The sequence below is a fragment of the Euzebyales bacterium genome (assembly GCA_036374135.1).
Lineage (GTDB): Bacteria > Actinomycetota > Nitriliruptoria > Euzebyales > JAHELV01 > JAHELV01.
Genome location: DASUUK010000067.1, coordinates 1 through 12030, shown reverse-complemented (window position 1 = coordinate 12030; position 12030 = coordinate 1). Strand labels below are relative to the sequence as shown.

Here is a 12030-nt window from a genome sequence, read left to right as displayed (position 1 = left end):
CGGGATCAGGCGCGGCCCGCCCGTTGCTCGGCGACGGCGACGGTGACCACCACGGCGGCGACGGCTGTCAACGCGGCGGCCGGTGGCCATGCGACCACCGGTGGATAGAGGGCCGCGAGCGCGACCAGCGCACCGGCCCGCACCACCGGGCGCCCGGCACCGGCGCGCAGCAGCGCCAGGCCGGTCCCGCCGATGAACAGTGCCGCACCGATCAACAGCGCCAGTGCCGCACCGGGTTCCAGGTGGTCGGCGGGATGCGCCACGGCCTCCTCCATGGCCACCGCGAACCCGACGACACCGCCGATGATCGGGAAGTGCAGGAAGGAGTAGACGTCTCGCGCGTACCGCGCCCGGTTTGGCGCCGGCGTCGCCTCCATCGCCTGTTCGAGACGGTCCCTGGCGTGCGCGAAGTACGTCCACCACAGGGCGCACACGCCGATGACCGCGGGGACGACCACCGCGGCCAGCGTCGCCGAGCGCGGCAGGTCCCGCGCGCCGACGCCCGCCGCGATCAGTGACTCGCCGAGCGCGATGATGACGAACAGTCCGTGCCGCTCCGCGAAGTGCCCGGTGAACAGCCGCCACTCGCCCCCGCCGGCGCGCGTCGCCGAGAACACGTCGATGGCGACGGCAGCAGCCAGCAGGGCGAGGCGGTTCTCCGGTGGTGCGACCGCGGCGGCGGATATGGCCACCAGTCCCGCCGTCGACAGCATCGTCCAGGTGCGGATGGCGGCCCGCCACTCGGCGTCACCGGCCGACACCCACCACTGGCCGGCGATGCCCAGCACGCGCACGAGGATGTAGGAGCCGGCGAACCACCATCCGCTCGCCTCGAAGACGTCCGGCACCGTGACCGCCATCAGGAAGGCCGCGCCGACGGCGGTCATCGTGAGCAGTTCGATGCGCGGGTGCTCGGTGTCAGCGGCGTTGAGCGTCCACGTGAACTGCGTCCACGCCCACCACACCAGCCAGAAGACGAAGGTCGCCTCGACGAGGCCCGTCACCGTCAGGTGTTCGCGCAGGACCCCCGCCACCTGCGTGACGGCGAACACGAAGACCAGGTCGAAGAACAGCTCGACGAAGGTCGCGCCCTGCGCGCTCGTCGCCCGAACGGTGCTGGACATCGGGCGCTCCTCCGGACGTACGGTGATCGTCGGTGAGCCGTGGTGACTTGCAGCATGCTATCGGCCAGCTACTGATTGCTGTGCCCTGTGGAGCGCCGCACCGCACAGATTGGCGCGGAGTGTCGGCCGCCTTGTGGTGGATCTCGCGGTCGAGCTTGACTCGGCCTTGTACTGACGCAGCGGGGCCAGCACAGTCCAGACCTGGACGCCGGTCCAGCCTCTGCTCCATCAGAGCAAAGGCTGGACCTGGTAGCGCACTGGGCCGTGGTCAGTTGGGGTTGATGTATGCGAGCATGATGCCCATGACGTCGTCAGCGGGCTGAGGACTGTCGTACATGCTGTGGAGGCGCACGACTTGTCCCGATTTCACCACCGCGAGCGGGTCACCGGTGCATGTGGACATCTCTAGGACACGATGGGTGTCAGTTGAATCCAGCGTGGCTTTGGACAGGCAGATGGACCTACCGCCTCTACTCTCGTTCGTGGCCTCGACTGCGACTCCATGGCCGTGGACGTGTCCGATCATTGCCACGACCTTGCCGGGTACGTTGACATTCCAATCCCAGTGCTTGTCCGATGGTCCGGCCGGTATCGAGTATTCCGAGTCCCCACACTGGTCTATGTCGAGCCACACCGGCTTCAGTGGCTTCACCGACTCCCAGGGTTGGCGATAGGTGTAGGTCACCTTGATATACACGGTCTTGGCTTCGGGCGAGTGATTCATGAGATCGACGAGCAGGTGCCAGGAGTCATACCAGCGGACGCGATAGCCATATCCGGCTGGGAAGGTGATCGCGGTGCGCTCGTCGCCGGATGCGAAAAACCGTTCACCCGCCAGTCCCAGCCAGGAGTTGCGGCAGGTCGCATCGCTTCGCGCCTGGTTCGTCAGCACGAAGTGGTGCAGCATGGCGCCTGTGTCCATCGTCGCGGGCGTTCCGTCGGCATAGACCAGATCCGGCGTGAACGACGTGATGTAACAGCCGACGCAAGGCCGTCGCACCGCAAGCTTCAGCTTGTCGACCTTTCCGGGGCCCAGGTCAGAGGCCGCCGGAATGGTGTAGGGCCCGTAGAGCACGTCCTTCGTGTGGAGGTGGCGGCCTGGCGGGCGTGGCGGGAACGAGCAGGCACGCGATCAACAGTGCGGTCAAGACGGCGGATCGCTTCAAGACTCTCTCCTTCCGGGTGCGGGCAGTTCCGTGTGTCGCTCGAGCGGACGGGGGCGATTCGTTTAGGAAGACGGCGTTCGCGTGCCGTCTGACGACGTCTCCGGGCGTCACACCGGTCGACGACGCCTCGCGTTCTGACCCGGTCGGCGGATCACGACCGGACGTCGACCCGGAATGCGGTCCGACGCGCGCAGTGGCGAACCCGGCGGGCACGGTCATGCTGAGCTCCGGCCGCGGGCCGACTGCAGGAGCAGGCGTCGACGTGCCTGCGAAGGCCGACGTACCGGCCAGGGTGCGCCGGTGAGAAGAGGAGGACCGTGATGTCGACGTTGAGCGCCCCCGCGCCGTCACTCACCGACGGGAAGCATCCACCATGGAAGTGCGGTGAGCAAGACCTTGGCCAAGAAACGAGCACCCAGCAGCGCTGGATCCGAGTCGTGGGGAACACCTGTGCCAGCGCGGCCCAGAACCCCAGCGCTTGCCTGGTCCCGGTCGTCGGACCAGTGCTGCGCACGCTCGCGGCGCGCAGTGGGCCTTCACCGCCGACCTCCTTCGTTGAACGTGACGGGATGCCGAACATCGTCCCGTCCGCTGACCGATTCGCCGGTGACCGAACCAATGAGGATGCTCGCACCGGCAACGGAGCGCGGACGGCCACGAGGGCGCAGGCCAAGACCGCAGAGCCGCACAGGCGGGTCAGCCAGGGTGGTCAGATGGTCCGGACGGCAACCGGTAGCGATCGCCGGACGGCAACACGACCCAGCCATCGGTGATGACCGGCTGGACCTTGGCGATCGACCGCGCGGCGGCCGCGGCCAGCAGCGCATCGACGGACGGGTGCGCCTGGGCGCTCCGGAATGTGTGGAATGTGGGCGCGATCATGGCGAGGTCGTCGGCGTCGCCGACGACGGCCCAACGCTCCTCGATCACCTCGTCGTCATGCGGCGTGACGGTCGCGTCCGCGGGCAGCCGGGCCACGAAGAACCGGGTGTCGTAGCGGCGGGGTTCGGATGCGGGTGTGACCCACCAGTCCCAGTAGCGCAGCAGTGCGGTGTCGAGCCGGACGCCGAGCCGGTGGACCACCTCCGCGAACGTCGCCTCGTCGTCGAGCAGCGCCCGGCGCGCCTCGGCCAGGTCGTCGGACGGCGGGGAGCTGGCAGCCAGCAGGATCCCCGACTCCTCGAACGTCTCGCGGTACGCCGCCACGACGTGCCCCCTGGCGAGCGGAACCGCGACGTCCATCACACCCGCCCACACAGCGGGCGAGGGGCCGTCCCACCACGCGTCGATCACCGGGTCGCCGTCCGCGTCGTCGACGCGGCCACCCGGGAACACCCACAGGCCGCCCACGAACGCCATGCTCGCCGGACGACGCTGCATGTAGATCTCGATGCCGTCGTCGCCGTCGCGCGCCACGAGGACGGTCGACGCCGGACGGGCGCCGCGCGTCACCACGCCGCCATCACGTGGCGCCTCCGCCGCCGACGTCCTCGAAGTGCTCCACGACCGGCGCGGCAGCGAAGTGCGGGCCCACGTGGCCGCGCCACTCGCCGAACCGGTCACTGGCGCGGAACGCCTCGTGCGCCTCGACGGAGTCCCACTCGACGAGCAGGACGAACCGCGACGGGGACTCGACACCGCGCGTCATCCGGACGGACCGGCAGCCTTCCGAGGCGGCGATCACCTCGCGGCCGTGCCCGAACGCCGTGACGAACGCATCCTCCTCGCCCTCGGTGACATCGATGATGGCGATCTCGAGGGTCATGCCGCGGTGCCTGTCCTTCGTGGGCCGGAACGCCGTCATGATGCCATGGCGGTCGCCGGTCCATCCGAGTCGGGCGTGGTGCTCGCGCGAGGGTTCGAGCCGTCGGCGGCGAAGCGCCGGACCGGGTACGTCAGATCTCCCGGGATGCGCGGGGGCGACGGAAGTCGCTGACCGCGTCGAGCGCGGCGATGTCCTCGGGCGCCAGCGGGCTGTCGAGGTCCGAGAGCGTGTCGCGCAGCTGGTCCGGGTGGTTCGCGCCGATGACCGGCGCGCTGACCCACGGCTTGGAACGCAGCCAGTTGATCGTCGCGGACGCGGGCGACATGCCGTTGCGCTCGGCGACAGCGACCAACGTCTCGATGACGTCCCAGTTCTTGTCCGTGAGCCACTTGTCCCGGTTCTCTTCCGCGCGGACGCTGTCAGGCAGTGGCTCGCCGCGACGGTACTTGCCGGTCAACAGACCGCCTGCCAACGGGCTGTACGGGATGATCCCGATGCCATGGCGCTGGCAGACGGGTGCGAGCTCACGTTCGACGTCACCGCGCGTGGGGTCGAGCAGGTGGTACTCCGGTTGCAGGCTGACGTAGCGCTCGTAGCCGTGGTGATCGGCCGCCCACAGCGACTCGACGATCCGCCAGGCGCTGTAGTTCGAGCAGCCGATGTAGCGCACCTTGCCGGCACGTACCAGGTCAGTGAACGCCGCCAGCGTCTCCTCGATCGGCACGAGCGGGTCGATCCAGTGCGCCTGGTAGAGGTCGATGTGGTCGACGCCCAGTCGGCGGAGGCTGTCCTCGCACGCGCGGGTGATCCAGCCGCGCGACAGGCCCTCACGCTGATGCCGGGTGTCGCGACCCTGCGAGAAGCGCTCGCCCATCGCGCCGCGGACCTTGGTGGCGATCACCAGGTCGTCGCGGTTGCCGCGCCTCGCGATCCACCGCCCGATGATCTCCTCCGACACCCCTCCGTTGTTCGGCGGTCCACCCATGTCGGCCGACCACGAGCTGTACACGTCGGCCGTGTCGACGAAGTTGCCGCCGGCCTCCACGTACGCGTCGAGGACGTCGAACGCCGCCGCCGCGTCGATCGACCAGCCGAACTGCATCGTGCCGAGCCCGACACGATGGACGAACAGGCCCGACGTGCCGACCTGGACGTAGGCGTCGTTGCTCATCTGGTGGCCCCGCTTCACACGATTGCGACGGTGGTCGTGCCCCAGTGAACCATCGTGGGCGCACGTGACGTCAACGCACGACACCCGCCCGGCCCGCACACGCCGAACCGTACGGTTGTCGCGGCAGGCTGAACGACCGCGCCGTCGCACAGCTCGCCGCAGGCGCGGGTCGGGCCCGGTGACCGCCACCCAGCTCGCCACTGGCTCCTGGGGTGTCGTGGCCCGCTGACGCGGGGCGGCGACGCTACCGTGTCGTGACCGGACGTGGCGACCGGTCACGTCCGTCGACATCCGCCGGGGGTGCGCGTGCTGCTCCGACTCGTCCGTCATGCGCAGCCGGCCTACGTCGTGGAGGGCGCGATGTACAACGACCCGGAGCTCACGGCGCTCGGGCACGAGCAGGCACGGATGCTCGCCGAGCGCGACTGGGGGCGGGTCGACGAACTGTGGGTGTCGCCGATGGTGCGCGCCCAGCAGACCGCGGCCCCGCTGGTGGACCGACTGGGTCTCGCACCGGTCACGCACGACTGGATGCACGAGATCACGTCCCCGCCCGAGTGGGACGGCAGCCCGGTCGATCACCTCGAGGCGATGTTCGAGAAGTTCAACCTCCGCGCGATCGACGACCTGTGGGACGGCCTGCCTGGCGGCGAGTCGGTCCACCGCTTCCACCACCGGGTGACCAGTGGGCTGACCGGTGCCCTCGCCGCGCACGGCGCGCGGCCCATCGTCACCGACGATGACCACCCGGATCTGTGGAGCGAGCCCGACGACGTGACCATCCTGTTCGTCGCGCACGGTGGCACCAACGCCGTGGCGCTCGGCCACCTGCTGGGGCTGTCGCCGACGCCGTGGGAGTGGGACCGGTTCGAGTCCGCGCACACGTCGATCGCCACGCTGCGCACGAAGAAGGTCGCCCACGCCGTGGCCTTCGGCATGACCGGCTTCGGTGACGTCGCGCACCTGCCCGCGGCCCAGGTCACCCGCTGAACGCAGGTACCGGCGCCGTCCGGTCGCGCATGGGGACGTCGTGCACCGCGAGTAGGCTTGCGCCCCAAGGAGGTGGGGTCAGTGCAGACCGTGGACTCCCTCGTCGACCTCGTCGGCAACACGCCGCTGGTGCGGATGGAACGCTTCTCGGCGTCGGTCCCACCGACGATCCTCGCCAAGGTCGAGTTCCTGAACCCCGGGGGGAGCGTCAAGGACCGCATCGGCCTGGCGATGGTCGCGGCCGCCGAGCGCGACGGCCACCTGCGTCCCGGCGGGACGATCGTCGAGCCGACCAGCGGCAACACCGGCGTTGGACTCGCGATCGTGGCCGCACAACGGGACTACCGGTGCGTGTTCGTCATGCCCGACAAGATGAGCCAGGAGAAGGTCGACCTCCTGCGCGCCTACGGTGCCGAGGTCGTCGTCTGCCCGACGGCGGTCGAACCCGATGATCCGCGCAGCTACTACCGGACCGCCGACCGGTTGGCGCGTGAGATCCCTGGCGCGTTCCAGCCCAACCAGTACTTCAACCGGCACAACCCGGACGCGCACGAGGCCACCACCGGGCCGGAGATCTGGGACCAGACGGATGGGCGCATCGACGTCTTCGTCGCCGGCGTCGGGACGGGTGGCACCATCACCGGCACCGGGCGCTACCTCAAGCGCCGCAACCCCCGCGTGCAGATCGTGGGGGCCGATCCGAAGGGTTCGATCTACTCCGACGACGATGTGCACCCGTACCTGACGGAGGGCGTCGGCGAGGACTTCTGGCCCGAGACGTTCGATCCCTCGGTCGTCGACCGGTACGTCACGGTCAGCGACCGTGACTCGTTCCTCACGGCGCGCGAGATCACGCGCACCGAAGGCATGCTGATCGGCGGTTCGTGTGGCACCGCCGCCTACGCCGCTCGCGAGGTGGCCGCCGAGTATCCGGCCGATGCCGTCATCGTCGTCCTGCTGCCGGACTCGGGACGCAACTACCTGTCGAAGATCTACAACGACGACTGGATGATCTCCAACGGGTTCCTCAGCAGGCGCGGGGCGGGCACCCGGCTCGCGGACGTCGTGGCCGCGAAGGCGTCGCGACTGCCGTCCATCGTCCACATGCACCCCGACGAGTCGGTGCGTCAGGCGATCGCGATCCTGCACGAGTTCGACGTCAGCCAGATGCCGGTCGTCAAGACCGACGAACTTGCGTCACGCGACGACGTCATCGGCAGCATCCGGGAGCGGGGCCTGCTCGAGCGCGTGTACCGGCAGCCCGAGATGCTCGACGCGACGGTCGCGGATGTGATGGACGAGCCGCTGCCGATGGTCGATCAGCGCGAGACGGTCGATGCGGTCATGTCGTCGTTCTCGTCGGAGTGGCAGGCCGTGATCGTCTGTGACGGTCCGGTGCCCTCGGCGGTGCTGACCCGCGCCGACGTCCTCGACTACCTGGTCCGGCCCGACTGATCCGCGAGGAGTGACACATGTCCGCAGGCACCGAGGGCAGGACGCCGCACACCGCCTCCGACTGGAGCGGCGCGGGGTTCGCGACGCGCGCGATCCACGCTGGTCAGGATCCGGAACCGCGCACGGGTGCAGTCACCGTGCCCGTGTACCAGACGTCCACGTTCGCCCAGTCGGCGGTGGGCGAGCACGCCGGCTGGGACTACGCCCGCAGCGCCAACCCGACCCGTGACGCGCTCGAGACCGCGCTGGCGTCGCTCGAGCGTGGACGATACGGCGTCGCGTTCAGCTCGGGCCTGGCCGCCGGCGACGCCGTGCTGCGGACGCTCGAACCGGGTGACCACGTGCTGATGGCCAACGACGTCTACGGCGGCACGTACCGGCAGTTCTCACGCGTCCACGAACCGTGGGGCCTGGCCTTCGATCCGGTCGACCTGTCCGACGCCGATGCGGTCGCGACGGCATGGCGCGACGAGACGACCCTCGTGTGGATCGAGACGCCGACGAACCCGTTGATGAATGTGTTCGACATCGCGCGTCTCTCCGAGCTCGCCCACGACCGTGGTGCGCTGGTCGTCGTCGACAACACGTTCGCCACGCCCTACCTGCAGCAACCGCTCGCACTGGGTGCCGACGTCGTGACGCACTCGACCACCAAGTACCTGGGCGGCCACAGCGACGTGGTCGGCGGCGCGGTGGTGACCAGCAACGATCGCCTGGCCGAACACGTGCGCTTCCTGCAGAACGCGGTTGGCGCCGTGCCGGGACCGTGGGACGCGTGGCTGGTGCTGCGTGGGCTCAAGACGCTCGCTGTGCGCATGCGGGCACACTGCGACAACGCCCGTGCCGTCGCCGCGGCGTTGTCGGAGCTGGATGCCGTCCGCGCCGTGCTGTGGCCGGGCCTGCCGACGCATCCGGGTCACGACATCGCGACGCGGCAGATGCGGGACTATGGCGCGATGGTGTCGTTCCGCGTCACTGACGAGCAGGCGGCGCTCGCGGCGTGCCGGCGCTTCGAGGTGTTCACGCTGGCCGAGTCGTTGGGTGGCGTCGAGTCGCTCGTCGAGCATCCGGGCCGCATGACCCACCAGTCCGTCGCCGGGTCGCCGCTGGAGGTCGCCGGGGACCTGATCCGCCTGTCGGTGGGGATCGAGGACCCCGACGACCTGGTCGCCGATCTCCACAAGGCGCTCGGCTGAGTCCCGTAGCGATCGGCGGCCGCGGACTGCTCACGCCGACGGGTCCGTCGTGACGGGCCACTGCACCTCGGTCAGCAGGTCCTCGGGCGGCACCTCCCGCGGGTCGTTGAGGTAGCGCTCCCGCGGAGGGCCCGCCATCTGGTGGCCGTGCTCGGCGATCCACCCGGTGAGCGTGTGGTAGGCGGGCGAGAGCTCGTCGTACGGGCCACGGTGCACGGTGCTCGCGACGCGCTGGGCAGGCACGTCGACACGATCGACGTCCCCTTCGATCTCGACGTCAGCCGCGATGGGCACACAGATGTCGATGTCACCGGCCGTGAACTCGTCGATGACGGCGTGGTAGACGACGAACGGCGTCCCGACCGGCGTGCCACCGGCGCTGCCGACCGCGTGCACGACCGTCGCGAAGCCCTCGTCCAGCGCGGCGCCGATGCCCGCCAGGTCGGTGTGGCGGCGCACCGTGGCGACGGTCTCGGGTCGGGTCTCCTTCAGCTCGACGTCGTACGGCATGACTCCCTCTCCTCGTTCGATGAGACGTTCGAGAAACCGCAGCCTGCGCTCGTCATCGGCCAGTCGTGCGGCCAGACGATCCCGATGGCGATCCAGCTGCTTGCGGATCAGCTCGGGCTCGTCGGTGGCCAGCACCTCGGCGATCTCCGACAGCGGCATGTCGACCCCGCGCAGGATCCTGATGGCCTCTGCGCGGTTCGCCTGGCCGAGGCGATAGTAGCGGTAGCCGGACAACGGGTCGACGTGCGCGGGCGGCAGCAGGCCGGACTCGGCGTAGAGCCGCAGCGCCTTGACCGTGAGTCGGGTCATCTCCGAGAACCGGCCGATGGGGACGAGCAGGTCCATGGGTTCCTCCCTTGCCGACCCTAACGTGCCGTCTCCCCCAGGGGACGAGTCAAGCGATCGCCCCAGGGCGTTCACCGCAGGCGGCGGACCGTCTCGACGACCCGGTCGACGGTGGGGATCGTCCGGTCCTCCAGGTCGTCCGCGGTGACGAGCCGGCTCGTCTTGACGACCGACTCCGACAACGTGCGGAGGTCCAGGGGCCTCGCGGCAGCTCAGTTCCGCCATGACGAGCCTCCATCCGCCCACACTCCGTGGTGGTCACCGAGGGATCCGGTGGTGGCGCCGCCGACGCCTCGGCCTCCGCGGCGTCGACCTCCTCGGCCGCGTCGACGTCGATCTGGTCCAACGCCGCGGCGTCGACGCCGTCGGACAGCAACTGCTCGCGGTTGGCCGCGATCGGGTCGCGCCAGCCATGAGTCGACCTCCTCCTGCGGCGGTGCTTGCCGGGATCGGCCCGCGAGTGACCGCTGTGCCGGTAGGTCTCGGGCCTCGATCAGGGTCGGGCCACCGCCCCTGGCGTGCCTTCGCGATCGCGCCGCCGATGCGCTCGTCGGTGACCTCGACGTTGTTGCCGTCCAGCAGGATCGGCTCGAGCCCGTACGCCGCCGAACGGTCGGATGGCAGGTGCGCGCCCACGATCCGCCATCGCGCGCCCCGCCCCAACGTGTGGTTGTGGCCGCGTTAGGTGCAGAACGTCCAGTCGTCGGGGCGCATCCCCACCGCCCGCCTGCCGAGATCGCCCCCCCACACACGCGGTCCCCGGCGGTTGCCGCCGGGGACCGGTGCGCCGATGGATCAGCCCGCGTGCTCCTCGTCGTTCGGGGCACTGATGAAGTCGCCGCGCTCCGGCAGGGACTCGGCGACGCCGATGTCGGCGGAGAACAGCGAGTCGTCCGCCAGCGCGCTCACCACGGACAGGGCCGCGTTGTACGCCGTGCGGGTGATGTAGCCGTTGGACTTCTGCCCGATGCCGCCCCGCATCTCGAACAGGACCGACCCCGCGCCGAGCAGCCCGTACGCGTTGCGGGCGATGCCGGGCGTCGTCGTCCCCGGGTACTTGGTGATGTTCGCGTAGCCGTACTGGTCGAGCTCGGTGACCATGGTGGATACGACCCGCTTGGCCAGCTCGACCGCTTCGGCGAACTGCGCCTCGACCCCCAGGTCGGCAGCGGCCTCGGTGGCGTTCGGCCACAGCGTCGAACCCGTGATCAGGTCCCCGTCGTCGTCGACGTAGGAGCCCTGGTGGTGGAAGTCGATGACGACCAGCGGGTCGCGCTCGTCGAACAGCAGCCGCATCGCCAGCGCCTCGGGCACCGGGTTCGGCTGGCTCGGGTCGTACGGATCCACGTCCGCCTCGGGGAAGTACGAGTGGTAGCGGTTGATGTCGTAGCCGCGTCCGCGCTGGTAGAAGGGCGGACACGGGCCCTCGACGCAGAACGGGTCGTAGTTCTGGCGCCACGGCGTCGTGTTGCCGAAGGCATCGGTCACGTCGCCGTCGAAGCCGTCGACGTTGACCCTGGGAACCACGGTCAGGGTGACCTCGTCACGGATGGCGCGTGAGGCCGCCGAGTTGTTCGACAGCGTCCGCACCAGGTCGATCATCGCGTCACTCACGACGTACTCGTCGCCGTGCTGCTGGGCGATGATCATGATGTCCTTGTCGCCGTCGCCGATCGTCACGACCGGGATGTCGCGCCCGAGGTTGCTCTGGCGCGGCGCGGGTGACAGATCGAAGGCACCCTTCGCCGTCGCCTCGATCTGCTCGAGCGTCGACCACAGCTGCTCGTAGCTGCGCAGGCCCTCCAACGAGATCGTCTGTTCGTCAGTGGGCCACGGACCGTTCGGCGTGCTCTGGGGTACCTGTGCGGCCACCGGTGCTGCGACCAGCAGCACCGCCGCGATGCACAGCCAGAGCACGAACGTACGTCGTCGGATCGTCATCACACCACGCCCCCTTGCCGTCATGCGCCTAAATGTCGCGCCAGGTGCCGGAGGGGGTCGACCGCATCGCTGGCCGCCCACCCTGCGAGCCCTTCGCGACGCTCCGGCATCAGGTGTAACAGACCGCAGGAGCCTGCGAAAGAGGAACTAGTCAGAACGTCGGTGGTCTTATGGCAGGTGAGTTGCCTGATCCACCTAACGCAGGCCATGTGCGACCTCCGGCCATGGCGACGCTCAACGAGATGCCCAGCACATGGGAAGAAGTGATCGCGCGGTGGCAGCGCGGCGAGAACTGGCTTCCACCCGACCTACAACGGTGGCGGGCGTCCTACGAGGGTCGAGGGCGTGGTGCGGTCGGTCTCGAGGC

Annotated in this window: 10 protein-coding genes; 3 read left to right on the top strand and 7 right to left on the bottom strand. The window is 69.5% G+C overall.

The genetic code is table 11. The annotated features are described in order from the left end of the window. Window positions 1–5: 5 nt before the first annotated feature. The 5 genes from VFZ70_11000 to VFZ70_10980 form a co-directional block, all read right to left on the bottom strand. Complete coding sequence (locus VFZ70_11000; GenBank protein HEX6256323.1) at window positions 6–1124, bottom strand: low temperature requirement protein A; 1119 nt, start codon at window positions 1122–1124, stop codon at window positions 6–8. Between the two features lie 268 nt (window positions 1125–1392). After that, window positions 1393–2199 (bottom strand): hypothetical protein, encoded by an 807-nt coding sequence (locus tag VFZ70_10995; GenBank protein HEX6256322.1) that lies wholly within the window; start codon window positions 2197–2199, stop codon window positions 1393–1395. Between the two features lie 787 nt (window positions 2200–2986). Beyond that, window positions 2987–3742, bottom strand: a complete 756-nt coding sequence (locus VFZ70_10990; protein HEX6256321.1) for a hypothetical protein — start codon at window positions 3740–3742, stop codon at window positions 2987–2989. Window positions 3743–3752: 10 nt separating this feature from the next. Further along, window positions 3753–4055, bottom strand: a complete 303-nt coding sequence (locus VFZ70_10985) for an antibiotic biosynthesis monooxygenase family protein (protein ID HEX6256320.1) — start codon at window positions 4053–4055, stop codon at window positions 3753–3755. A 130-nt stretch (window positions 4056–4185) separates the two neighbouring features. Next, window positions 4186–5226 carry an aldo/keto reductase gene (locus tag VFZ70_10980; GenBank protein ID HEX6256319.1) on the bottom strand — a complete coding sequence of 347 codons (1041 nt, stop codon included), beginning with the start codon at window positions 5224–5226 and terminating at the stop codon, window positions 4186–4188. A gap of 264 nt (window positions 5227–5490) precedes the next feature. Here VFZ70_10980 and VFZ70_10975 point away from each other — a divergent pair, with 264 nt between their 5' ends. From VFZ70_10975 to VFZ70_10965, 3 genes are all read left to right on the top strand, one after another. Beyond that, on the top strand, window positions 5491–6216 hold the full coding sequence (locus tag VFZ70_10975; protein HEX6256318.1) for a histidine phosphatase family protein: 726 nt from the start codon (window positions 5491–5493) through the stop codon (window positions 6214–6216). Window positions 6217–6297: 81 nt separating this feature from the next. After that, window positions 6298–7671 (top strand): cystathionine beta-synthase, encoded by a 1374-nt coding sequence (locus VFZ70_10970; protein ID HEX6256317.1) that lies wholly within the window; start codon window positions 6298–6300, stop codon window positions 7669–7671. A gap of 17 nt (window positions 7672–7688) precedes the next feature. Further along, window positions 7689–8867: a cystathionine gamma-synthase gene (locus VFZ70_10965; GenBank protein HEX6256316.1), complete on the top strand. Its 1179-nt coding sequence runs from the start codon at window positions 7689–7691 to the stop codon at window positions 8865–8867. A gap of 30 nt (window positions 8868–8897) precedes the next feature. On the opposite strand, the gene VFZ70_10960 is transcribed toward VFZ70_10965, so the two are convergent. Beyond that, window positions 8898–9722, bottom strand: coding sequence for a MerR family transcriptional regulator (locus VFZ70_10960; protein ID HEX6256315.1), 825 nt, complete (start codon window positions 9720–9722; stop codon window positions 8898–8900). 795 nt (window positions 9723–10517) lie between these two features. Next, the gene (locus VFZ70_10955; GenBank protein ID HEX6256314.1) at window positions 10518–11663 is read right to left on the bottom strand and encodes a M14 family zinc carboxypeptidase; all 1146 of its coding nucleotides are present in this window, start codon (window positions 11661–11663) and stop codon (window positions 10518–10520) included. Window positions 11664–12030: the final 367 nt, after the last annotated feature.